The sequence below is a fragment of the Wolbachia endosymbiont (group A) of Alloplasta piceator genome, assembly GCF_964028505.1.
Classification (GTDB): domain Bacteria; phylum Pseudomonadota; class Alphaproteobacteria; order Rickettsiales; family Anaplasmataceae; genus Wolbachia; species Wolbachia pipientis.
This window is the reverse complement of the sequence record NZ_OZ034793.1, coordinates 793,405-818,537: the sequence shown is the minus strand read 5'-3', so window position 1 is coordinate 818,537 and position 25,133 is coordinate 793,405. Positions and strand designations below refer to the sequence as shown.

Annotated in this window: 19 protein-coding genes, 3 tRNA genes and 1 pseudogene; 8 read left to right on the top strand and 15 right to left on the bottom strand. The window is 36.4% G+C overall.

Annotated elements, in window-relative coordinates; genetic code table 11:
- Positions 1–153 precede the first annotated feature (153 nt).
- On the bottom strand, positions 154–1,512 hold the full coding sequence (locus ABWU31_RS03985; protein WP_353271093.1) for a hypothetical protein: 1,359 nt from the start codon (positions 1,510–1,512) through the stop codon (positions 154–156).
- Positions 1,513–1,644: 132 nt separating this feature from the next.
- Entirely contained in the window at positions 1,645–4,125 is a 2,481-nt protein-coding gene (locus ABWU31_RS03980; protein WP_353271092.1) for a valine--tRNA ligase, read from the bottom strand.
- A gap of 266 nt (positions 4,126–4,391) precedes the next feature.
- Between ABWU31_RS03980 and ABWU31_RS03975 the strand changes: the two genes are divergently transcribed.
- On the top strand, positions 4,392–5,348 hold the full coding sequence (locus tag ABWU31_RS03975; RefSeq protein ID WP_353271091.1) for a hypothetical protein: 957 nt from the start codon (positions 4,392–4,394) through the stop codon (positions 5,346–5,348).
- Between the two features lie 40 nt (positions 5,349–5,388).
- Here the strand turns inward: ABWU31_RS03975 and ABWU31_RS03970 are convergent, their stop codons facing one another.
- Positions 5,389–5,904, bottom strand: coding sequence for a gamma carbonic anhydrase family protein (locus tag ABWU31_RS03970; protein WP_236514800.1), 516 nt, complete (start codon positions 5,902–5,904; stop codon positions 5,389–5,391).
- A gap of 121 nt (positions 5,905–6,025) precedes the next feature.
- Between ABWU31_RS03970 and ABWU31_RS03965 the strand changes: the two genes are divergently transcribed.
- Both ABWU31_RS03965 and ABWU31_RS03960 read left to right on the top strand, forming a co-directional pair.
- Positions 6,026–6,859: an IS5-like element ISWpi1 family transposase gene (locus ABWU31_RS03965; protein WP_353271068.1), complete on the top strand. Its 834-nt coding sequence runs from the start codon at positions 6,026–6,028 to the stop codon at positions 6,857–6,859.
- 22 nt (positions 6,860–6,881) lie between these two features.
- Positions 6,882–7,179, top strand: a pseudogene (locus ABWU31_RS03960) (integrase core domain-containing protein); the annotation flags it as partial.
- Here ABWU31_RS03960 and ABWU31_RS03955 read toward each other — a convergent pair.
- From ABWU31_RS03955 to ABWU31_RS03940, 4 genes are all read right to left on the bottom strand, one after another.
- Positions 7,170–11,543 carry an NB-ARC domain-containing protein gene (locus tag ABWU31_RS03955; protein ID WP_353271090.1) on the bottom strand — a complete coding sequence of 1,458 codons (4,374 nt, stop codon included), beginning with the start codon at positions 11,541–11,543 and terminating at the stop codon, positions 7,170–7,172. The pseudogene ABWU31_RS03960 and the gene ABWU31_RS03955 sit on opposite strands and share 10 nt — an antisense overlap.
- Positions 11,544–11,649: 106 nt before the next feature.
- Complete coding sequence (locus ABWU31_RS03950) at positions 11,650–12,483, bottom strand: IS5-like element ISWpi1 family transposase (protein WP_353271068.1); 834 nt, start codon at positions 12,481–12,483, stop codon at positions 11,650–11,652.
- Between the two features lie 27 nt (positions 12,484–12,510).
- Complete coding sequence (locus ABWU31_RS03945) at positions 12,511–13,938, bottom strand: magnesium transporter MgtE N-terminal domain-containing protein (RefSeq protein ID WP_338482588.1); 1,428 nt, start codon at positions 13,936–13,938, stop codon at positions 12,511–12,513.
- 213 nt (positions 13,939–14,151) lie between these two features.
- Positions 14,152–14,227, bottom strand: a tRNA-Ala gene (locus ABWU31_RS03940).
- A 341-nt stretch (positions 14,228–14,568) separates the two neighbouring features.
- Between ABWU31_RS03940 and ABWU31_RS03935 the strand changes: the two genes are divergently transcribed.
- Positions 14,569–14,641, top strand: a tRNA-Lys gene (locus tag ABWU31_RS03935).
- Between the two features lie 19 nt (positions 14,642–14,660).
- A complete protein-coding gene (nuoF, locus tag ABWU31_RS03930) occupies positions 14,661–15,911 on the top strand; it encodes an NADH-quinone oxidoreductase subunit NuoF (protein ID WP_353271089.1) in 1,251 nt (416 codons plus the stop codon).
- Positions 15,912–15,944: 33 nt separating this feature from the next.
- Here nuoF and infC read toward each other — a convergent pair whose 3' ends face one another.
- The 4 genes from infC to nuoI form a co-directional block, all read right to left on the bottom strand.
- Positions 15,945–16,463: a translation initiation factor IF-3 gene (infC, locus tag ABWU31_RS03925; protein WP_006279610.1), complete on the bottom strand. Its 519-nt coding sequence runs from the start codon at positions 16,461–16,463 to the stop codon at positions 15,945–15,947.
- Between the two features lie 12 nt (positions 16,464–16,475).
- A complete protein-coding gene (gene thrS / locus ABWU31_RS03920) occupies positions 16,476–18,377 on the bottom strand; it encodes a threonine--tRNA ligase (RefSeq protein ID WP_353271088.1) in 1,902 nt (633 codons plus the stop codon).
- Complete coding sequence (locus ABWU31_RS03915) at positions 18,370–18,657, bottom strand: hypothetical protein (RefSeq protein WP_264338021.1); 288 nt, start codon at positions 18,655–18,657, stop codon at positions 18,370–18,372. The genes thrS and ABWU31_RS03915 overlap by 8 nt, the downstream gene beginning before the upstream one ends.
- 115 nt (positions 18,658–18,772) lie before the next feature.
- Positions 18,773–19,255: an NADH-quinone oxidoreductase subunit NuoI gene (gene nuoI / locus ABWU31_RS03910; RefSeq protein ID WP_038199316.1), complete on the bottom strand. Its 483-nt coding sequence runs from the start codon at positions 19,253–19,255 to the stop codon at positions 18,773–18,775.
- A 131-nt stretch (positions 19,256–19,386) separates the two neighbouring features.
- Between nuoI and mnmE the strand changes: the two genes are divergently transcribed.
- The 3 genes from mnmE (at position 19,387) to ABWU31_RS03895 (ending at position 22,242) form a co-directional block, all read left to right on the top strand.
- Positions 19,387–20,922 carry a tRNA uridine-5-carboxymethylaminomethyl(34) synthesis GTPase MnmE gene (gene mnmE / locus ABWU31_RS03905; RefSeq protein WP_353271087.1) on the top strand — a complete coding sequence of 512 codons (1,536 nt, stop codon included), beginning with the start codon at positions 19,387–19,389 and terminating at the stop codon, positions 20,920–20,922.
- A 47-nt stretch (positions 20,923–20,969) separates the two neighbouring features.
- Positions 20,970–21,057 (top strand) — tRNA-Ser (locus tag ABWU31_RS03900).
- 168 nt (positions 21,058–21,225) lie between these two features.
- Positions 21,226–22,242 (top strand): NAD(P)/FAD-dependent oxidoreductase, encoded by a 1,017-nt coding sequence (locus ABWU31_RS03895; protein WP_353271086.1) that lies wholly within the window; start codon positions 21,226–21,228, stop codon positions 22,240–22,242.
- A gap of 251 nt (positions 22,243–22,493) precedes the next feature.
- Here the strand turns inward: ABWU31_RS03895 and ABWU31_RS03890 are convergent, their stop codons facing one another.
- From ABWU31_RS03890 to rpmF, 4 genes are all read right to left on the bottom strand, one after another.
- Positions 22,494–22,670, bottom strand: coding sequence for a hypothetical protein (locus ABWU31_RS03890; RefSeq protein WP_353271085.1), 177 nt, complete (start codon positions 22,668–22,670; stop codon positions 22,494–22,496).
- Positions 22,671–22,933: 263 nt separating this feature from the next.
- Positions 22,934–23,890 carry a beta-ketoacyl-ACP synthase III gene (locus tag ABWU31_RS03885; protein WP_077188381.1) on the bottom strand — a complete coding sequence of 319 codons (957 nt, stop codon included), beginning with the start codon at positions 23,888–23,890 and terminating at the stop codon, positions 22,934–22,936.
- Complete coding sequence (plsX, locus tag ABWU31_RS03880; protein WP_236515196.1) at positions 23,883–24,920, bottom strand: phosphate acyltransferase PlsX; 1,038 nt, start codon at positions 24,918–24,920, stop codon at positions 23,883–23,885. The genes ABWU31_RS03885 and plsX overlap by 8 nt, the downstream gene beginning before the upstream one ends.
- Before the next feature lie 10 nt (positions 24,921–24,930).
- Entirely contained in the window at positions 24,931–25,113 is a 183-nt protein-coding gene (rpmF, locus tag ABWU31_RS03875; protein ID WP_065094662.1) for a 50S ribosomal protein L32, read from the bottom strand.
- Positions 25,114–25,133 lie beyond the last annotated feature (20 nt).

The following is a 25,133-nucleotide window of genomic DNA, read 5'->3' as shown; positions in this document are numbered from 1 at the left end:
AAAACTCCAGCAGTCTTGTATATATTTATTAAAATTCTCTTATCTGTGGAGGAATTATAGTGCTGCACCTACAACAAACTTTCCTTTTTCAGCCTGCTAGCTAAAAAATGACTTAGACCTTGTGTATCGAGTGTACCATTGTACTTATAATGTCTAGTTAGCTATTGATCGGGGTAGAACATATACTGGTATATCAGAATCACGTGAAGCATCATTCAGCTTTTTACATGGCGATCTTATTGGAGTGGATATATAAGGTGGTTTTGGTTTCGGGAACTGTTTATTAACAGACTCATTTTCACCTATTCCTTCAAGTTCTGATAAATGTTCACTGCTTATATCTGAAGAAATGGAATGACTTTGCTCGTCTTCCTGCTCAATTACTGCTTGCAGACGTTTAACTTTTCTTTCCAAATCAGAATTACGTATTCTTAATTTACTGCATTCGTCATCCAAATCTTTTTCGCTACTTTTCAACTGACTGTTATTATCGCGCAACTTTTCATTAAGTTTTTTTAACTCTCTGATCTTATCAAGATTTTTAGTTTTTTCCTCTTCTAATTCCTTGCATAGTTTTTCTTTTTGTTCTAAATCTTTAGCTAGCTGGATCGTTTCTTGCACTTTTTTACTTAACTTTTCTTTCAATCGTATTTCTCTTTTTACTACTTCCCCTAATTCAGATTTTAAACAAGAAGTTTTGTCTTTTTCTAACTGCACTGCTAATTCTCCTACTTTTTTCCTTCTCTTTTCTAAACATGTTTCCAATTCTGTTATTCTTTCTTTTAATAAAAGAGCTAAAATTCCTTCATATTTTAATTCATCTAACTGCCTTTTTAAGGAATCTATTTCTTTTTGAGGTTGAGATAATTCCTCCATTAAAGAATCCACTCTTTCATTCAATCTTACATTTTCATCATGTAACTCTTGGTATTCAAGAGAAAGCATCTCCTCCTTATGTTTTAACTGACCTTTTACTTTTGCACTCAATTCTGTATTTTCATCGTGTAAATCTTTGTTCTTATTATTAAGGGCACCTATCTTACCCTCTAATTCTCGGATTTGATTACCTTTATTATTTAACTCTTTTGTAGCATCATCTAATTTTTGCTGTGCATCATCTTGTTGTTTCTTTAACTGCTCTATTTCCTTATTTAACCCTGCAATTTCGCTTTCCAAATCTTGCTTTTCTCGAGTTAATTGATCTTTTAATTCCTTCACTTCTTTATTTACAGCTTCTTTAGCTTTTTCTCCCAGAGCTATTTTACTTTCTAACTCTTGTACCCTACTCTCTGATTGTTGTTTTACGCTTTCTAACTCTTGCTCTTTCTGAGCGAATTTATTTCTCTCAACCTCTATTTTTTTATTATTACTAATTATTTTACATGAAAGTACAAGCACCAGAACAGAAAGTATAGACAAACTCAAAGCAACAGGAAGAGCTACATTAAAGGCTGCAACTGAAGACAAGAACTTAACATAAGGGGCAACAGCAAGTGTCCCAGAGGCAAGCAATACCAAAGTAGCAAGAGCACCAGCTATAAGATAAGGTGGATTGGCTTTATTATATAAATCCCCGATTATTATTCCTTCATACTAATAATGATTACAATAGCATGGATATTAAAGGAAGTAAAGCTATAAAAATCAGTATAAGTCTATATTCACTATGTATTTTCCGTCTTCAGTTTCAAGCTCAGACTGCATCCACTCTATCGTTTCCGCATTGCAAACTGCCTGCAAATCATCCTGTGCAGATTGATTCAATTTATCCTCTCGTAGATCTGCTTTTATCATCAACTTTTTTATCAGATGCTTAACTGATACATTATTATCTGCCTTTATCTTTCTGATAATGTTTAATATCTGAATAACATTATCTCCCATTTCCTCTGAATATTTATCGTAGATAAGTTCTTCTTTGCTCGGCCAATTACTTTGATTGTGTACAGAATTATAACTATACAACTGGTGGTATATCTCTTCTGTAATGTAAGGCAAGAAAGGTGCAAATAACCGCAAAATAATATTCAGTACATATGCCAAACTTTGCTTTGCACTTAAGTTTGTTTCGCTGTCTACTTTATCTCCATATGCGCGCTTTTTTGCTAGTTCCAAGTAGTTATCACAAAAATCCTTCCAAAAAAATTCTTCTACTGCACTCAAAGCTTCGCAGTATTCAAACTGTAATAGGTTGTTCGTTGCTCTTTCTATAACTTTGTATAACTTAGACAATATCCACTTATCCATTGTCTCGTGAGCAGAATTTATGCTCATCACTTGATGCTTTTCCATGAACATGGAAACGAACTTGCTAGCGTTCCAAAGTTTTGTAACGAGGCGCTTGCCAATTTTGAATGTATTTTCAGAGTAGACTGTATCAACTCCAAGCCTTGAGTTCGCTGCCCAATAGCGCACTACATCAGCTCCATAAGTTTCAAGTATTACATGAGGAGTGATGATGTTACCCTTTGATTTACTCATCTTTTTCTTATCATCGGTTAAACACCAACCGCTGATCATAATGTTTTTCCAAGGTAAAGAATTTGCATGATAATGTGCCTTTAAAATAGTATAAAAAGCCCAAGTTCTGATTATCTCATGGCTCTGGCTGCGCAGATCTGCAGGAAATATCGTATCATAGCGATGATTTGGTAAACTAAACTCACTGTTTACTGCCAGTGCACTCAGTTGAGGAGTAATTGAACTTGTGGCCCAAGTATCCATTACATCTTGATCTGGGATAATCTCTTCTTTGCTATACCCTTTTGGCAAATCTTTGAGTGGATCAATAGGTAGGGCGTTTACTTCAGCTAGAATAATTTTACCTTCTTCTCCCTTACGTTTAGAATACCACGCTGGAAATGGCACACCAAAATAGCGCTGCCTTGAGATGCACCAGTCCCAATTTAGCCCTTCTATCCACACTTCCATACGTTTACGCATAGTAGCTGGATGCCAATTGCATTCTTTTACTTTATCTAATACTTGAGCTTTTTGCTCTAAGGTCTTGATAAACCATTGATAAGTAGGTAATATCTCAAGTGGTGCACCAGATCTTTCTGCGCACTTAACAGAATGAGAAATGTTAGTGCTTTCTATCAAAAGTCCTTTTCCACTCGAGATTTCAATCATCCTCTTTCTTGCTGCTGTAACTTTCAATCCATTTATTTCATCGTAGATTCCAGTTTCAGCTACTTTCATGACGCCGGGGTGTGGTGGAATGACATCATCTAGGTTCATCCTCCCATCCTGATCGATGATAATTTTCATCGGCAGGTTATGCTTTTGCTGCCAATATATGTCGAGTTCATCACCGAATGTACAACACATAACAAGCCCGGTGCCTTTATCTATTTTAACCTTATCATCTGCTATTATTGGAACTTTCTCCTCTGTTATTGGCACTACCGCTGTTTTTCCGATCAGATGAGTGTAGCGCGTATCCTCTGGATGACAAAAAACTGCAACGCATGCTGGAAGTAGTTCAGGTCGCGTAGTTGCAATATTGATCTGCTCATTTTCTTGAGTAGAGAAAACTATCGTGTTTAAGGATGACTCAAAAACTTTATCTTCTATTTCTGCTTGCGCAATTGCTGTTTTATCAACCGGGTCCCAAAGGATAGGCTGCATTTTTCTATATGCATATCCCTTGTTATATAGATCAATAAACGACATCTGTGAAAGCGTCACAGTTTCCTTGCTGATCGTGTGATATTCCAAATCCCAGTCATAACTAATGCCGACCGATTTAAATAGTTCCTTGAATTCTTGCTTTGATTTTTCAATAACCTCATGGCACATCTCTATAAATTTTTCTCTGCCAACTTCTTTTGCACGGGTTTTATAGGTTTGTTCAACCAATCTTTCAGTGGGAAGCCCATTATCATCAAACCCAATTGGATAAAACACATCTTTTCCCAGCATGCGCTGAAACCTTGCAATAAAGTCTGTATGGCAATAGCTGAATATATGGCCAATATGGAGTTTTCCCGATATTGTCGGTGGAGGCGTGTCTATAGTGAAAGTGTTATCCTTTTCACCATTCCATTTATAAACTTTACTGCCTTCCCATAATATGTTGCATTTGTCTTCAATTTCTTTAAAGCCGTATTTTTCTTTTAACATAAATATTTCTCAATTTTAAACCTTAAGCTAGCAACGTCATACCGCGATTCATTCGCGGTATAGATCCCGCTAACAAGCAGCGGGATGACGATGGTCGGTAAACCTAAATTACTTTAGCTATAGCACAATTAAGCAAATACGGCAATTTTACGCCAAAATTTTTTGTTTACGAACATAAATTTTCTATGCTATGATAAGAATATTACTTGACCTTAGGTTCTAAGGGTATTATGTAATGTTAATTATATATATTGAGGTTTAATATGTTGAACCCAAATGAAAATCAAAATTCTTCACCTGGAGCAACTTCACCCACTGATATAACATCTGATCAAGAAGGAACTATAAATAAAAACTCTATTGAATCAGGAACAGAGCAGTCGTTACAAGGTTCTTCAGTTGGTAATCAAGATTCTTTAAATGATTATGTTGATGCGAGTAGCACGCCTGTGTCTGAAGGGATTAATGATACAATGCAGGTTGCCGATGATAATGAGGTTACGTCGGGCAATAAAGGTAATCGAAGTGTTGTTTCTAGTGATAGCACGCCGTTAAGTGAAGGTTCTGTTAATGAGCAAGAAGATGTTACTGAGTCAAAAAAAAGAAGAAGATCAGCAAGTAGAAGACTACAACAGAGTAAAGAGCTTGTTAACAGCTTAGAGCAACAGTTAAAAGCTAAAGACGATGAAATAAAAGATTTACAAGAACAGCTAAACAACCAACCAAATGCTACTCTGTTAAAAGCTAAAGACGATGAAATAAAAGATTTACAAGAACAGCTAAACAACCGACCAAGTGCTGCTCAGTTACAAGCTAAAGATGAGGAAATAACACAATTAAAAGCTCAAGTTCAGCAGTTGCAAGCTAAAAATGCTGAAGTTGTGGAGTTAAATAAACAATTAGAAGAGAGTAAAAGTCTTGTTGATAAATTACAGAAGGAAAAACAAACATTAGAAGATAAAAGCAAAACAACTGAGCAACCAAAACAAGCCAATGGAGCGAAGTACACCGCTACTGTTGGTGTTGGTCTTGCTGCTGGACTGATAGCATTTACTGCACTTGAACATACAGTTAGGTTAGAGATGTTAGTAATAATTGGTATAGCAGTAACATCTGCACTCGTAGCTGGTGGTATTACATATGCAGTATTACCTAGTACTCAAGTAGATGGGGCAAAAGAACAAGAAGTAAATGAGATGGGAAAAAGAAGTAACAAGGGTTAAGCCGAAATGTACGTGTCAAGTAAAACACTTGACGCGAACTTCAGTTTTTGTATTCCTTCATTAGCATAATATAATTTTGTGCTGATTGTGTAATATGTTTAATTTCTTCATTCGACATTTTTTTGAAGAATTTTGCTGGCCTGCCAGCCCATATTTCCCCACTTTTTATCACTTTTCCGTGTGTTACCAGTGAGCCAGCAGCTACCATAGCTTCAGGCTCCACAACTGCATGGTCCATCACGGTAGAGCCCATACCAATAAACGCCTTATCATGCACCGTGCATGCGTGCAACACACAAAAATGTCCCACTGTTACCATGCTGCCAATAATTGTGTCACCACCTGGGTTTCTATCCACATGAATTACCGTTCCATCTTGAATATTTGTTCCATCACCTATTTTTATTGATCCAACGTCCCCTCTGATTACACAATTAAACCAGATGCTTGCATCTCTTCCTATTTCAACCTTGCCTATGATATGCGAACCACCTGCGATGAAAGCACTTTCGTCTATTTTTGGTTCATAATCTTTATATTTTAAAATGTGATACATATTAAGCCCAAAGTCTTATGCATATGTTAATCAAAATAAGGTAAGCAGTAAATACATACTTAGAGGTTGTCCGGAAACAAGTAAAAGGCTATAATATCTGAAATTTTAGTACGGGGTAAAGATGAGAAAAAAGTATCCAACAGATCTAAGCGAAAGGGAATGGGCAAGAATAGAAAAACACTTCAGAGTATCATACAAGAAAGGAGGAAGGCCGCCAAAGTATAGCAAAAGAGAAATATTAGAAGCAATTTTCTATGTATTGCGTACAGGGTGTCAATGGCGGTATTTACCAAATGATTTTCCGCTATGGAAGACTGTGTATGAGCAGTTCAGGCAATGGAAGAAGCAGGGAATTTTTGAGAAAATGAATTATGAAATTACAAAATATAGTAGAAGAAAAATAGGAAGGAATGAGCAGCCGAGTGCCTGTATAGTAGATAGTCAATCTGTAAAGACTACAGAAAAGGGGGGATCAAAGGCTATGATGGAAGTAAAAAAAGTAAAGGGTAGAAAAAGGCATATAATTACAGACACTCAGGGTTTTATACTAGGTTGTTACGTAGGCGCTGCTAACGAAAATGATAGAGATGGTATTAAAATAGCATTAAACAATATGAGAACAAAATATACTAAAGTTAAAAAAATGTGGGCTGACATGGGATACCAAGGAAGAAATTCAAAGAATCACATAAAGGAAGAATATGACATAGATATTGAAATTGTTACAAGGCCTCCATGTAGATTTTGGGTGCACAAAGATACGCCACCTGAGCTACTACCAACAAGAGAACAAGGGTTTAAAGTACAGCCAAGAAGATGGGTTGTAGAAAGGACTTTTGCTTGGGTTAATAGGAATAGAAGGCTATCGAAGGAGTATGATTTACTCACAACATCCACTGAGAATTTCATATACCTAGCTATGAGTAGGGTTATGTTAAAGAGGGAATATGCTTGAATTTACTAGTTTCCGGACAACCTCTAATAGCATATATGAAAGATTTCATAGAATTATACAAGATGAGCGTTACAACATTAGTTCTTTGAAAGATCTACAGGTTGATGTTGATCTTTGGTTGCGTTCTTATAATCAAACAAGACCTCACTCAGCGAATACTTCTACACCTATACAAACATTTTTTGACAGTAAACATATTTGCTTTTCAGAAAAACATTGGTAGGATTAGACAAGAGTCTTATATTAATTTTTACTACATCAATTCTTCTGTGTCAGATAAAATCTTGTCTTTTAAAGAAGATATTACATATTATTTCTGAAATCCAGTCGAGTTACTAACAACCGATACCTCATTAAGATAATTATTGGGTAACGATTTAAACTTCTTTGCAACATTCATAATTCTTGAACCTACCGCATTTGGATCTACATTTTTAATCTCTGCAATAAGTGCTTCTTCAACATCCATAGTTCTGTTCTCAGACACTTGCTTAGAAAATTCGGCAACCTGACTACTAAATTTTCCAGTACTCTTTACTCTTTTTATTCTATCATCAGCATTTAATAACTTCCTTTTTTTCCCTGTAAATTCTTCTTTATCCAATGAATCCTTGTGAGCAATTTCTACACTTCCTCTTTCCCTTGCTTTCTTATTTAACGAATACCCAGATGATGAGACCTCTCCACCCCCCTGTTCTTTTCTTGGATACGCATGCACACCACTAGACTCCTCTAGTATACCAATTGATGTTTGGAAATCCACTTCATTTAATCTTTCCATAACCAACAAAGCTTTCTCCTTGCAGGATCTTCCTTTAGCATGCTCACCTAAAATGTTATAAACTTTTTCAAGCATTAATAGCACTCTGTGTACAGTAGAAGCCTGATATTCGTCAGAATAATCAACTAAACTAATAACTTCCGAGCTCTGACTAACGTAGCTAAATACTTGCTTATATTTTTTAAAATATAAGCAAGTATCAATAAAGCCTTCTAGCGCTTCAGCTACTATTGTATGATATTTTGCATTATTGATACTAAATGAACCTTTTAAAGTCTTTAATACCATATCAAGATTATAATATTGCATATCATAATTCTCTAAATCTCTATAACCAATACCGAGTCTTAATCTTATTTTTAACATTGTATCAAGATCGCTAGTAGAAAGTTGTTCATAATAACTCAAGGCTTCCTCAAGACAATCGACTTCTTCATAATAATTGTCAGTATCCCTATGAGCACTAGCAATTCTGCACAAAAGGTCAATCAATTTGTGATAGGCAAAATCACCACTCGGATTAAAAAAAACACAAGTAACAAAGGCATTTTCAAGCGCAATCATCTCATAATAAATATTATTTTGTTCTTTATAATGTTGAGCTATTTCTAATAGTAAATCAGTTGCTTGGTATTTACTCAAAAAAGAATTTTGCTCAAAAACAAAGCTAATAAGTTTATCAGAAAACTCTTGTTCTGCTATAGAATACTCCAGTTCATTCTCAAGATCACAACATTCCATGACATATCTAGATGTTGAAAGAGAAGAATCGTGCTTGTCTAAAAAAATGGACATAGCTCTTTTAATTAGAACCTTCTTTATATGTGGGTTACTCCCAACCCTAGCAACAGCTAACAGAACCTTGGCTAATGACAATTCATCCTTATGATAATAACATTCGTAAACTGTAGACAGTAAATCCTCGTTTAAAATGAAACTAGTTTCTTCCACATAAGAGCCCAAAGTATGACAAGCATCAACCAGTTTTACAAAAGCTCCAGATACTTCATGATCATAAGGAGAACCCTGATTTCTATAAAGCTCTCTAAAAATCTCTATGCTCTTCTCAAGACTATTGATTTCTGCAACATTTTCTCCCAAATTTCGCTGAGCATCAGCAAGATTTAATAGTGCATAAGCTGTTTCAGAAGCACAACCAGGATAATTTTTTAAAATTTCTATACCTTTTTCAAGATATAAGATCTTTCCAATATCGTCTTGTAAAAATCCAGTAGCATTACCAAGTTTTATAAATACTTTAGCCACCTTCACCTGAGTTGCACCAAGTCGGGATTCAATCCTCAAGAGCTTTGTAAGCACTGATACTTCATTTTCTGCTATTTCCAGGTCGGAATATGCTTCAGCCAATAACCATAATAAAGGCTGTACATAACATCTTTCTACATCTGATGCACTTTCAGGATCCTTTGCTGCCCAACTCTCTACATGAAACAAAAACTCCTCTAAGTGTGGTGACAACTGTTCCTTCCTATCATAGTCTTCCACACCTTCAATACCAACAGGGAAAAGACTTTTTAGTAATTCATAAGTCTTTTTGATAACCTCTTTCGTTCTTTTCTGATCATCTAATTGTAATCGGATTACTTCTTGAACCAATCTTTGAACATTTAGTGTGCTTTGTTCTTGTTTACCGTTCACCATAGAATATCTTGTAAGCAAACGAATAGCTAACTCCAACTTATTCTCATCACCTCCCGCTAAATTTAAAAACATTCTCCTATCGATATTCCGAGGTTCAAGATAAGACACAATGTCCAAAATCTCTAAAGCCAGACATCCATGTTCTTTATTACTTAATATCATATCAAGTGTAACCTTCCACGTCGTAAAAGTTGTACTAGTATAAGTATTATCAACACCCATAAACACATCAGAACCAAGCAGTTCCTTTTTCTTTTTGTTATATTGATTCAAATAATTACTAAGACCAAACCTACCTGACCTTTGATCTAGAATATGTGACACTGCTTGTCGTAGAGCTAAGGGAAAAGATTCCACTATACTTACCAATTCTTCTATTTCTTCGTCTTGAGAATCATCCTTTATCTCCAGTCCTTTTTTTACAAATTGCAACGCATCATCTGATAACAACCCTTTTAGTTCTATACATCCTATTCCTTCCAATTCTCGATCACGAGAAGTAATTAAAATATAAGGCTTGTTATCACTAGATTTTAGAGAGTACAATGGTAAAAACTCCTTTAGACACTTAACATTCCAAGCATTATCAAAAATAAAGAGACTTTTCCTATCTGCAAAAAAACTATATACTTCTTTCACAATATCTCCTGCAGTCTTTTTCTTTCCATCTCTGCAATCAAGATTAATCCCCAACCTATTATCTCTAGCTAATCCAAGAAAAGACCGTACAAGCTCTGCCTTGCCCCCAGCATTTATCCATATTACATTTTCGTCGTAATCCCTGAAATATTTTTGCGCATACTTCCTAGCTAACTCAGTTTTGCCTATGCCACCCAACCCAACAATAGACACCATTTGTGATATCACTGACGTTTTTTCTGAACTTTGTATCCTACTATGTAAATCACTTAATTCTTTTTCTCTTCCAGTAAATAATGCCACTGGACCTTTTACTTCAAACCAAATCGGCTTTGAATTTCCTTTCTTCACTGCCTTTAAAATGGCTTTCTCATATTCAGCATATTCTAAAGCTGATTGAGTTCCACCAGTTCCACTTGAGTTATCTGAAGAAACTCTGGTGTCACCTCGACGAAGTGACAAACAACGTAGCATTGCTATTGGACTATTATCACTACTAGAACCTTCTGATTGTCTACTTTCCCCACCTCCTGGACCTTGTCCACCTCCTGGACCTTGTCCACCTCCTGGACCTTGTCCACCTCCTGGACCTTGTCCACCTCCTGGACCTTGATTTATAATCAAATCCTTTATACTATTTATTTCACTTTTAAGAGAAGCAATATCACCTTTCTGAGCTATTCCTTTGATTTTGATTTGTTCTAGTATTTCCTGAGCTTTCTCTTCTAAATTTATTCCTCCTAAAGTATATTGATACTCATCTTCTTGGACAGTTGAATTGCGATTCACGTGGACTGTTTTTCGCTTTTTCATTATAGCGCCAACCCCTTCTTCCTCAAAGCTTAAAGGATGTCTGTAGCCGTATTGATCGCCAGAAGTTCCGCAAAATTGTAAATACACAGAGTTTGATTCTTCCTTTATAATTATACCCGTTTGATTGTATACTTTATTAGAAGACACATATCGTCCATTGTGCTTAAAGCTAATTGAAGACTCATCTAATCCTTCAATGTCACCTAAAAGAACACCTTCTATTATCGAATCAACCGATAAATCCTCCAATTTTTCACAAGCATAGTATACTGCTCTAAGGACAGCACATAATGATAGCTTTGACAGGACTGGAGTATTAAGTCGACTACCTGTCAATTCTATAAATTGCTTTTCAAAACTTTGGAAAATTTTAATTCCAGCTTCCAATAAGATTAGATCGGAAGCAATCTTAGCTTTGGATTCAAAAATTTCAACAATTTTGTCAGCTTTTCTTTTTCTCCTAGACAGACTACTAATAACCGTACTAGTAACGTTTCTGGTAAATAATGTCGCTGAAGGTGCAGCTCCTAAAAAGGAACCGGTAACTGCACAACCTGCCATCGCCCCAGCGAATGAAACCGGAAATTCTTTTAAGACTTTTTTAGCAAATCCCCTTTTTGACATCTGGTGAGATTTAGCTGATTCGAATAAGATGTAAGCATTACTCATAAAAGATTCTGCAAAAAAAAATAATTTCCTCCCTACCTCCATGGGCGGTTGATGAACAAAAACTACTTCAGCACTTTCCCTTGAAGTGCCTGGTTGATCGCTTCTTCTCAAACTAATCATAATTCCCCCACATAAATCTAAGTGTTTTAATTGTACAAGTCAAAATTAGAAATGCAAATATTTTATTTCTAAATCAGTCTTAGAGGTTGTCCGGAAACTAGTAAATTCAAGCATATTCCCTCTTTAACATAACCCTACTCATAGCTAGGTATATGAAATTCTCAGTGGATGTTGTGAGTAAATCATACTCCTTCGATAGCCTTCTATTCCTATTAACCCAAGCAAAAGTCCTTTCTACAACCCATCTTCTTGGCTGTACTTTAAACCCTTGTTCTCTTGTTGGTAGTAGCTCAGGTGGCGTATCTTTGTGCACCCAAAATCTACATGGAGGCCTTGTAACAATTTCAATATCTATGTCATATTCTTCCTTTATGTGATTCTTTGAATTTCTTCCTTGGTATCCCATGTCAGCCCACATTTTTTTAACTTTAGTATATTTTGTTCTCATATTGTTTAATGCTATTTTAATACCATCTCTATCATTTTCGTTAGCAGCGCCTACGTAACAACCTAGTATAAAACCCTGAGTGTCTGTAATTATATGCCTTTTTCTACCCTTTACTTTTTTTACTTCCATCATAGCCTTTGATCCCCCCTTTTCTGTAGTCTTTACAGATTGACTATCTACTATACAGGCACTCGGCTGCTCATTCCTTCCTATTTTTCTTCTACTATATTTTGTAATTTCATAATTCATTTTCTCAAAAATTCCCTGCTTCTTCCATTGCCTGAACTGCTCATACACAGTCTTCCATAGCGGAAAATCATTTGGTAAATACCGCCATTGACACCCTGTACGCAATACATAGAAAATTGCTTCTAATATTTCTCTTTTGCTATACTTTGGCGGCCTTCCTCCTTTCTTGTATGATACTCTGAAGTGTTTTTCTATTCTTGCCCATTCCCTTTCGCTTAGATCTGTTGGATACTTTTTTCTCATCTTTACCCCGTACTAAAATTTCAGATATTATAGCCTTTTACTTGTTTCCGGACAACCTCTAAGAATTAGGTCATGTGCAGAATATGGCATATCGTCCTTGATTTGCTTGAGCATTTCAATCATTTCCTTGTTCTGTTTACTCTGCTCGTCAAGTTTCCCTTTTAATGCATCAATAATAGCTTTAGACTGATCTTGATTGCCAAGATCACCAATCACAGCTGTTACTTTCTCATAAGGCAGTTTGTGAATGATGTCTTTAAGCTCTTCTGCACCTACGTTATCCAAAAGTTCTTTAAACTGCTCATTAGACATATTGCGAGCAAAAGCTTGAAGTTTTTCTGGGTTGTCAGCTAAAGACTTAATGATAATCTGAATCCTATTAGAATCAGTTAAATCCTGAGCAATTATGCCAAGTTTATCATGATCAAGCTTATTAACTAAGTCTTTCAGTTGGTCTTCTTGCAGACTATTTACTAAAGCTTTCAACTGATCACCTTCTAATTCTTTGGAGAGTATTGTCAAGTGGTGCTCAGCTAAGTCTTTTGCAAGCACTGTAAATTGCTCGTCATTTAAAGTTTTAATAAGTGCTTTGAACTGATCCACTTTTAAGTGAGGTAAAATTTCTTTTACTTGCTCTGAATTTAATTTTCTCACTAGAGCTTCAAGCTGAGTATCATTTAAAATAGGAACAATTATTTGTAACTTTTCTGGATTTAGTTCCTGAGCGAGGGTTTTTAGCTGGTGATTGGTTAGATGATCTACTAAAGCTTGCAACTGGTTTGAACTCAGTTCAGGAATGATTTTTTGCAGTTGCTCGTTACTAAAAGTATTGGTAAGAGTTTTTAGTTGGTCGTCTGTTAGGCCCTGAATAAAAACTTTGGTAAACGTGCTTGATAGCAACAGTAGCACATCTCTTATATGTCTCTCACCGTAGTATAACATAATGTCTTGTAATACCTCATTGTCAGGTGAATCGATTATATTTCCTGCTTCGTCTGAAAAATAATATTTATTGTTGCCAGTATCTGAATCTTCCCATGTTACATATTTGTATTCCAATTTTTTTGATTTAATAGAACTGCTACACATAGTTTTGAAAGGCTGCACAAGTTCTCTTGTATATGATAACTTAGCCAACTCATTACCGTAATATACAAATGTATGGTTACTTTTTACATAATCTAAGTTAGAATCACTTTTATAATCTTTGGCTACCAGATTTCCTTCATTTTCTTCCTCCAGACATATGTAACTGTCTAGGCAAGAACTGCCGCAAAGTTTTATAGGTAATAAGCCTAGTGCTACATCGTTTTTATCATCCAGCGATACAAGCTCAACTTTTTTAATAGACATTGTAGGATCATAACCTTCAGGCCACTTTATCAATTTAGTCGGGGTTTTTCTAAACACCTCTTTTCCAGGTACCATCTTAAAAACATGCTTTTTTCCACTCATAGGCGTTACCAATAAATTAATTGTTAGTATTCTAACATTTATTGGTTAATTTATTGTTAAGTTGGTATATATTACAATTGTAATAACCAACATTACTTGTGTAGAGAAAAGTTACGAAAAGAAATAGGGATTTTCAGGGAAGTAGTATAAAATCCTCATAGATTAAAATAAGCTGCTTTGACAGGTTTTGTGGCGGCTAGAGCTAATATAGACTGGTGGAGGCAAGCGGGATCGAACCGCTGACCTTCTGCGTGCAAAACAGATGCTCTACCAGCTGAGCTATACCCCCAGGTAATTCTTGCTTAAAGCATAAATCACTCAGGCTGAAATGCAAGAAATATTTATCTATTAGGCTATTGCTAAATAGCGTACAAATTCTGCAGGGTGTACACACTTCTCTATTTTTTTGTCTCCTTAGCGTTATACGTCACACCATCCAAATAAATCTGTGAACTGAAAATTAACAAGAAGTTTTCCTTTGGAAATTTTTTTAAATTATTCATAGATTTTTTAACTAAATTATCACTAACGCAGTATATTATATAATTTATTTAACCACACATGAAAATTTTAGTTTGATTAAAACGGATAAAAACTGTATTGATGTTTAGTATAGCTGAAAAATGAAATGATCCCGTAGCTCAGCCGGTAGAGCAACTGACTTTTAATCAGTGGGTCACGCGTTCGAATCGCGTCGGGATCACTCACAAATTTTGAAAAACATGCTAAAAGAACAAGACAAAATATTCACCAACCTAAATGGTAAAGGAACTCCACTACTTGAGGGTGCAAAAAAACGTGGTAGCTGGCAAAAAACAAAGGAATTACTGGATTTAGGATCAGAAAAGATCATTGATGAAGTAAAGAAATCTGGTTTGAGAGGTCGAGGGGGTGCAGGATTTTCCACCGGCCTTAAGTGGAGCTTTATGCCCAAGAATCTTCCAAAAGCATATTTAGTAGTCAATGCAGATGAGTCAGAACCTGGTACATGTAAAGATAGAGATATATTGCGATATGAGCCACATAAGTTACTTGAGGGAATTCTCCTAGCCGGCAAAGCGATCAGCGCATCAGTTGCGTATATTTACATCAGGGGTGAATTTTATAATGAATATTTAGTTCTGAAAAAAGCACTTGAGGAAGCCTATAAAGAAAACTTAATTGGAAAAAATGCCTGCAAATCAGGTTATGATCTTGATGTATTTATCCATAGGGGTGCAGGAGCTTACATATGTGGAGAAGAAACAGCTCAACTTGAATCAATTGAAGGAAAAAAGGGCTTTCCTCGCATGAAACCTCCATTTCCCGCAGGTGTTGGACTTTTTGGCTGTCCAACCACAATAAACAACGTTGAAACTATAGCCATGGTTCCAGATATTCTAAATCGCGGAGGAGAATGGTTTGCATCTCTTGGTAAACCAAATAATACTGGTACTAAGATTTTTTGTATTTCAGGACATGTAAACAACCCGTGTAATGTTGAAGAAGAGCTCGGAATTCCACTACGTGAATTGATTGAAAAATACGCAGGTGGAGTGCGAGGGGGTTGGGATAATTTACTTGCTGTAATACCTGGTGGGTCTTCAGTGCCATTAATTCCAAAATCTATATGCGATACTATTGAAATGGATTTTGATTCATTAAGAACTGCACAATCAGGGCTTGGTACTGCTGCTGTAATAGTGATGGATAAATCAACTGATATAATAGCTGCAATAGAGAGGTTATCACACTTTTATATGCATGAGTCCTGTGGACAATGCACACCATGCCGTGAAGGTACTGGATGGATGTGGAGGATTATGAAGAGGATGGTGGCAGGAGATATTAAGCCTGATGAAATAGATAAGCTGCTTGACCTTACAACTCAAATAGAAGGACATACAATTTGCGCGCTTGGCGATGCTGCAGCTTGGCCGATTCAAGGATTAATAAGACATTTTCGCCATGTTATCAAAGAGAGAGAGCGATAATTTAACCTTACTTATACTTCTTAAGCCGTTTTGCTACTTAGCAACCAGAGCTAAAAAATATTGATTCCCTTCTCTTTTAGGTGCCAATTCTACCTTTGCGATATCTTCAGTGTCTCGAATTAGCCGTTCTAATTTTTCCAGTCCAACTTCAGTGTTTATAAGCTCTCTCCCTCTAAATCTCATTGTGACTTTAATTTTATGTCCGTGGGCAAGTAAGTCTCTTGCTTGACGCAATTTTGTTCCGTAATCGTGATCACCAATATTGGGACCCAGTTTAATTTCTTTTATAGTTAATGTTTTTTGTTTCTTTTTTGCTTCACTTGCTTTCTTTTTTATATCATACTTTTGCTTGCTATAATCCAGAATTTTACATACTGGAGGGGTTGAATCAGGTGCAATTTCCACCAAGTCTAAACCAACACCCTGTGCAAATTCCAAAGCTCGTTCTATTGGCACGATTCCGACCATTTCACCACTATGATCAACTAAGCGTACCTCCTTAGCTGTGATAAATCCATTAATTCTGTTTTTATTGTTCTTTTTAACTTGCAAACTTTAACTCCCTTAATTCAAATTAATACTTTTTAACAGCGATTCATTAGCCTTTTCCAAAGAAAAAGACTCCTGTCTTTCCGATCCTAAATTTCTTACTGACACAGTTTTACTTGTAACTTCATTTTTGCCTACAATCCACAATATAGGAACCTTGTTTAGACTATGCAAACGTATCTTATAACTAATTTTTTCATTGGTCAAATCAGTCTTGACTCTCACACCTTGTTCTTTTAAAATATTGCTAATTTCTGTGGCGTAACCGTCAGCTTCATTTATAATGGTCAGAATAGCAAGTTGCGTTGGAGCAAGCCAAACTGGAAATTTTCCTGCATAATTTTCTATCAAAATTCCAATAAAACGTTCAAAAGTTCCAAGAATTGCCCTATGTAACATGACAGGGTGATGCTTGTGTCCATCTGCCCCTATATAAAAAGCTCCCAGACGTTCTGGTAAAATGAAATCAACTTGTAATGTTCCACATTGCCAGCTTCTGCCTATTGCATCTTTTAAAACAAACTCTAGCTTTGGACCATAAAATGCACCTTCACCAGGGCTCAGTTCATAACTTAAGCCCGCTTCTTTAACGGCTTCAAGCAGCGCTTTTTCAGCTCTATCCCATACTTCATCATTACCTGCTCTAATATCTGGACGGTCTGAAAATTTCACAGAAATTTCATTAAATCCAAGCTCTGAATATACTTCTTTTAAAAGGTCACAAAACTTTATAGTCTCAGAATTCACTTGTTCTTCCATACAAAAAATGTGTGCATCGTCTTGCGTAAAACCACGCACTCGCATCAGTCCGTGCAATGAGCCTGAGCTTTCATTTCTATGGCATATGCCAAACTCTGCCATACGTATCGGTAAATCACGATAGCTTCTGGTGTGAGAATTAAAAATCTGCACATGACAAGGGCAATTCATAGGCTTTATTGCTAACTTTTTATTTTCAGACTCGTCAACAACGAACATATTTTCACGAAACTTATCCCAATGTCCAGATCTTTCCCACAGCTCTTTACTTACTAAAATAGGAGTTTTTACCTCAAAATAGCCATTATTTATTAGCTTCTTTCTGATGTAAGACTCAAGAACATTATATAGAATATATCCTTGTTCATGCCAAAAAACCTGCCCAACAGCTTCCTCTTGAATGTGAAATAAATCCATATCCTTAGCAATTTTGCGGTGATCACGTTTTTCTGCTTCTTTGAGGCACTCAAGGTAAGCGTTTAATTCATCCTTATTTCTCCATGCTGTACCATATATTCGCTGCAACATTGGGCCCTTTGCATCACCTCGCCAGTATGCACCCGCTACTTTCATAAGTTTAAACGCTTTAACTCTGCCGGTTGATGGTGAGTGCGGACCACGACATAGGTCAATAAAATCACCTTGCCTATAAACAGTTAGGTTTTCACCCTCTGGTATGGATGAGATAATATCAACCTTATATTTTTCGCCTATACCACTAAAGAAATCAATTGCCTGCTTGCGAGTCCAAACTTCTCGAACAAATCTGTGGTTACTTTTTACAATCTCTTTCATTTTCTTTTCTATTGCGGTAAGATCGTCCGTAGTGAAGGTACGACCTGTAGCAAAATCATAGTAAAAACCGTCCTGAATTGTTGGGCCGATAGTAATCTGAGTATTAGGAAATAGCTCTTTCACTGCCTGTGCCATTATGTGAGCAGCATCATGCCTTATTATATCTAAACCCGCTTCGTCACTCAGTTGTATCACCTCTATCTCTGCATCAGCTTCAATTTCACGTGAGAGATCATGCAACTCACCATTTACCTTAAAGGCAATTGCTTCTTTCAAAGCATCTGGTTGTAATATATCAAAGCCAATGACTTTACCACTGTATTCTTTTACTTTTTGTTCGGTTGAAAAAGTAATCCTAACCATAAATAAACCTATACGGACATGTAGCTTGAAGGCGGTTTGCTTCTTCCAACGGTGTCATCCCAGTGTCACGCACATAGCCATACGAACATTCATTTTCGAAGGTAAATTGCACAGCAAATGGTGTCATTCCAGTGCTTGACACTGGAATCCAGCTTTTTTGTAATTTCATTGAAAATGTTGTATAGTGTGCTTGTTCACAATCAATTTTACTGGATCCCAGTGTCAAGCACTGGAATGACACCTTTGTGTTTGAGGCAAAACAGGCTATAACATTTAACATACTGCCCTCGCAAACAAATGTTCGTACAGTTGTGTATCAGCTACTGGGATGACACCACCCCTAGTGGGCACTGCCCCTAAATCATAATGGATAACAGGGTTATAAGCTCTGAACATTAATAATAAGGCCTATTCTTTTTTAACCTGAGTGCAATTGCGTCTTCCCAAACTTCACCATTACGCAATAACTTTTCTTTATTGTACATTAGCTCCTCTCTTGTTTCAGTAGCAAATTCAAAGTTAGGACCTTCAACAATTGCATCAACTGGACATGCCTCTTGGCAAAGTCCGCAGTATATGCATTTTGTCATATCAATATCATAGCGCGTGGTGCGGCGACTACCGTCTTCTCTTTCCTCTGCTTCAATAACTATTGCTTGAGCAGGGCAGATAACTTCACATAATTTACAAGCTATGCATCGTTCTTCACCGTTTGGATACCTACGCAACGCATGCTCACCACGAAACCTTGGACTTAAAGGGCCCTTCTCCATAGGATACCTCAAAGTAACCTTTGGCTTAAACATATATTTTAATGTAATAACAAACCCTTTAATTAACTCTACAAAAGACCAGTACCAAGCTAATTTCTTGAGCATAAAATATTTAAAACTTGTGTCAGTCATTATAAATCATATTATCAGTTTTCAAAATAAATATTTTCACCTGGGTGACTTTTTAGGTATTTTGGTTTCTTAAGTGTAATATTGCTAAGTAGTTTATATAAATAATGACAAACACAAATGAAACTATTTTCGCTTTATCGACCGTATTTGGTAAGTCAGGAGTTGCAGTAATCAGAATTTCAGGCAACTACGCGCTTAAAGCTTTAAATCATTTTCATATTAAGAAAGAAATTAAACCAAGATTTGCTACTTTAGTTGATCTATATGATGATTCCAGTCAATTGATAGATAATGGAATAATCATCTATTTCCCTGCTCCAAACAGTTTCACTGGCGAGAACGTTATAGAGTTACAAGTGCATGGAAGCAAGGCAGTTATAAAAATCATCTTGGAGGAATTATCAAAAGTTTTCGTTATGGCCAAGCCTGGAGAATTCTCACTTAGGGCTTTTCTAAATGGTAAATTTGACTTAACGCAAATAGAAGGGATTGCAGACTTAATTGATGCTGAGACGAAAATGCAAGCTAAACAAGCGATTAAGCAGATATCAGGAGAATTGGAGAGACTATACAGCAATTGGAGGCAAAGATTAATAACGATACAATCCAAAATCGAAGCATATATAGACTTTCCAGAGGACATTTGGGCAGAAAAAAGTGAATTGGAAAAAATTAATAATGAAGTGCAATCTCTCGTGCAGTTGATACAAGAGCATTTAAATGATAATAGACGGGGCGAAAGGTTGCGTGAGGGTTTACATATTGTAATAACTGGTGAACCAAATGTCGGTAAATCAACTCTGTTTAATTTCTTAGCCAAGCGTGATATTGCTATTGTTTCTGAATATGCAGGCACAACAAGAGATATACTTGAAGCTCATATTGACATTGGCGGATACCCAATCATTCTCTCTGATACTGCTGGAATTCGTGAAAGTTCAGATCCAATAGAATTAGAAGGTATAAGTCGAGCGAAAAAGAGGTCTTTTGAAGCTGATTTAAGAATAGAGCTATTTCCTTTTGAACAACGACACGATGTCAATTATCAAGCCACAGGCAATATACCATCTGTCGTTGACACACAACTATGCAAATATTGTAATCAACAAACGGTGTCATCCCAGTGCTTGACACTGGGATCCAGATATAAAAATACTTGCAAATTATGCAATAGACAATGGATTCTAGAAACATGTGCTGAAAACAATGTTCATGATGAGATAAGCTGGAAACCAGTGTCAGCTACTTGCATGACATCAGACCAAAATGACACCATTTATGTATTGAGCAAAGCTGACGATGTTATCAATAATCACAATATAAAAATTAATGGCATAGATCTTTTACCCATTTCTATTCTAAAGGAAATAGGTACAAACAAATTGATCTCTCTCATAAAAGAGAAGGCAGAGGAAAAATTTGGGCATGATAGAGACACTCCTGTAATCACTCGGCAAAGACATAGGAATCACATGAAGAAAGCACTGGAACATTTACAACGTTTTAATATCGATAATCCAATTGAGTTGATATCTGAAGATTTGAGGCTTGCTGCATTTGAACTTGGTGCAGTGATTGGGATTATTAATGTTGAGGAAATATTGAGTAGTGTGTTTAGCAACTTTTGCGTGGGCAAGTAAAGCTTTTATAGATTGCTTAAAATCAAATGTTGTGATAGAAAAGAAATGGACGGATGGCCGAGCGGTTTAAGGCACCAGTCTTGAAAACTGACGTACGTGATGAGCGTACCATGGGTTCGAATCCCATTCCGTCCGCACAGCATCTCGCTATGCTAGCTGATTTTTAGAGCTTATTTGGACTATGTGGTTCATAACGCTGGAAATCTTATCTAATCTAGCCACATCTTTTAAAAATACATCCCTTTGTAAATTGACCTTGTTAGCGAAGAAAGCTAATATCTATAAATAGATCACCATCTGAATATGGAACCCGATATAGTAATAATAGGTGCAGGACCTGTTGGAATATTCACTGCTTTTCAAGCGGGAATGCTTGATATGAAATGTCATATAATAGATGTTTTGGATCAAGCAGGAGGACAATGCACAGCTCTTTACCCAGAAAAGCCAATATACGATATACCTGGTTATCCTGTAATTACTGCCCAAAAATTAATTGAGCAGCTAATGGAGCAAGCTTCGCCATTTAAGCCTATTTACCATTTAAGTCAAAAAGTAGAAAAGATTTCAAATAACGAAGGTGAAAACTTTACTATCATAACGAGCATAGGTACAGAGGTAAAATGTAAGGCGGTTATTGTTGCTGCAGGTAATGGAATGTTTGAACCTAACCGTCCACCCTTAAGTGGTATATTAGAATATGAAAATAAATCTGTATTTTACAGTGTAAATAAAATTTCTGATTTTCAGGATAAAACTATAGTCATTGCAGGGGGGGGTGATTCTGCGGCTGATTGGACTGTAGAACTTTCTCAAGTTGCAAAGAAAATTTATGTGATACATAGGAGAAAGGAATTTCGCTGCACTCCTGAAACTAGAAATAAATTAGAATCACTTGAAATTGATGGAAAAATAGAACTGGTAGTGCCATATCAATTACACGAACTAGCAGGAAGTAATGGGCAGTTGAGCGCAGTGATAGTAAAAAACATTGCCTCTAAGGAAGAAAAAGAAATATCCGCTGATTTTTTGCTGCCATTTTTTGGACTGTCAATGAATCTTGGTCCAATAAACAATTGGGGTATACAGTTAGAACATGGCCGCATAACTGTCGACCCAGCTACACTTAAAACCAGTAGAGATAGGATATATGCAATCGGAGATATAGCTATTTATTCAGGCAAACTAAAATTAATACTAAATGGTTTTGCTGAGAGCGCAATGGCTTGTCATAACATATACAAAGTAATCCACAATTCTCCAGTCAATTTTCAATATTCAACTTCAAAGGGAATTCACGGGAAAGAAAAACTTCCTTGACAAACCTCGCCAGCTCCCTTATCATGAAACTGAAGCTATTGTATTTGCTTTCGCCAATCTGCAGATTAAAAGGTAAGGATTACTTAATGTATCGGCGTCTTATGTTCAATTTTTTGCAGTATATAGATACTGTATGTCTTTACAAAACTTCATCTACATCTAGATTTTTATCTAAATAAGCTGAACGCGCTTACAGAGCGTTACAAGACATCAAAAAATGCCAATACTCGACAGAGATAGTAAAAGACTAGCTAACTCGGGGATTCTTTGTCTTTTTTTCTGCTTAGTAAATTTCTTAAACGTTTGCAGCATAAGTTAGTTGCAATTAAAAGCAGCTTAATCTCGCTTGTCAAGCGTTTAAAACATAAAAAACGCCAATATTTTAAAGCGGATAATAACCCCAGGGCTTCTTTTGCCTTTTTTTTCATTTGGTAAATTTCTTAAATATTTGTGGCTAAACGACAACCGTCATCCCGCTGCTTGTTAGCGGGATCTAGAGATACCGCGAATGAATCGCGGTATGACGTAGGACTGCTGTCATTCCAGTGCTCCTTTTTTTGTCATCCGAGTAGCTGACACTGGGATCCAGGAAACTTAACTTTACACCAGGTGAATGTACAATAAGAACTGGATTCCAGACTGGAATGACACCGAAGGGGCTACTGGGATGACAGGAGGTAATGCAGGAAGTCTAATAGTGCAGCAACACGGAACCCCAGGTCAGGCCTGCACCTATTGAAATCAGCAGTGCCAGGTTTCCTAATTTTATTTTTGATTTTTGTATTGCATAATCAAGTGCTAGTGGGATTGATGCTGCTGAGGTATTTGCATGTTGATCAACGGTATTAATCACTTTCTCTATAGGGAAATCTAACTTCTTTACTACTGCTTCAATAATACGAATATTTGCTTGATGGGGAATGAGCCAGTCAATATCAGTAATTTTCAAATTATTGCATTTCAGAGTTTCCTCTATTAAGGCTGTTAACTTATCCACTGCATGTTTAAACACTTCTCTTCCATTCATGTATATTTTTCCAGAATCACCAGTAGAGGATACCCCTCCGTTCGTACATAGTATGTCCAAATTGCCATCAGAGTGTAAGTTTGTTGATATGATGCCGCTTCTACCCATTTCTGATTTCATCACCACTGCACCAGCACCATCACCAAAGAGTATACAAGTTGATCTATCTTCCCAATCAACAATCCTAGACATTATTTCAGCACCTATAACTAGTGCATATTTAATGCTATTGTTAGATTTGATAAGCGAGTCTGCGATTGTAACTGCATATATAAAACCAGAGCATGCTGCTTGTACATCAAAAGCAAATGCGTTTTTACATTTTAACTTACTTTGTACAATCGTTGCACAGCTAGGAAAAGTTTTATCAGGCGTTGTTGTGGCAACTATGATTAAATCAATTTCATCTACTGAAATTTTAGCTTTTTCTATAGCACTTTTTGCTGCATTTACAGCTAGATCTGACGTTAGTTCTCCTTCATCTGCTATATGCCTTTGAACTATTCCTGTTCTCTGCCTTATCCATTCATCGCTCGTCTCAACTATCGATGCAATTTCGTTGTTACTCAACATTTTTCTTGGTAGGTAAGATCCAGTGCTTAATATGAAACTTTTATTCAATATGACTTACCCCGTTAATTATCTTTTGATTTAAATTTTCACTAATTGCATTCACTGTAAATTTTATGGCATGGGCAAAAGAAATAGCATCAGAATTTCCATGACTTTTAATGATGATACCATTCAGCCCTAAAAACATAGCTCCACTTCTAATTTTGGGATTAAAACGTGTTAAAGCTCTATTTAGTTTGGATTTTAACAACATACCAACAAGCATCTTTGTTGCCCATGAGCTCAGTACTTCCTGCTTTATTAGATTGATAAAAGTATTAGCGGTTGCCTCAGCCGTTTTGAGCATTACATTGCCAACAAAACCATCAGCAACAATCACATCTATATTGCCCTCTAAAAATTCACTTGCCTCTATATACCCTTTGAAATTAATGCCTGGAGCGTTTTTAAGCAACTCAAAAGCGCCGCGCACTGAGTCATTACCTTTAACTTCTTCTGTGCCGATATTTAGCAAAGCAACTTCAGGATTATCAATTTTTAGCGCTACTTTTGCAAATATATTTCCCATTAATGCAAATTGAAATAATGAGTCGGCATTACAATCGACATTTGCACCAAGGTCAAGCAAAGCAAAGCTTTTTGTTTTAGTTGGACAGATAGAGACAATAGCAGGACGATAAATGTTTGGTAATGTTCCTAAAATAAATCTGGAAATTGCCATCAATGCTCCGGTGTTGCCTGAAGACACCACTCCGAAAGCTTTACCTTCTTTCACTGCAACAATTGCAGCTTTCATACTTGAGTCTTTACGATGTCTCAGCGCAAAAGATGGCTTATCATTTGCAAGGACATTGTCAGAACAATGAGTAAATTCAGAATTGTTACTTACTTTTTTATATTTCAAAAGCAAAGGAGATACTTCTTCCTTATCTCCATAAATATGAAAAAAAACTTTAATGCCTGGGTCAACAAGGTTGTCTAAAAAAAAACCAGCACCCTGAATTACGGAAAGAGGCGCAAAATCGCCCCCCATAGCGTCAAGTGCAATAACTATATTATTATTGACCGTAGGTAACATATCATAATAGTCACTCCGCCTGTTGCTTAATGAAAACCCGTTTTCCTTTGTAACTGCCATCAACTGCTACGTTATGAGGCAACATGAATTCCCCAGTTGTTGAACACACCACAATATTCTTAGGCTGAATAGCATGATGAGAACGATGCATATTACGCCTTGACTTTGACTTTTTTCTTTTTGGAACTGCCAAAATTTCCTCCATTCTACTAC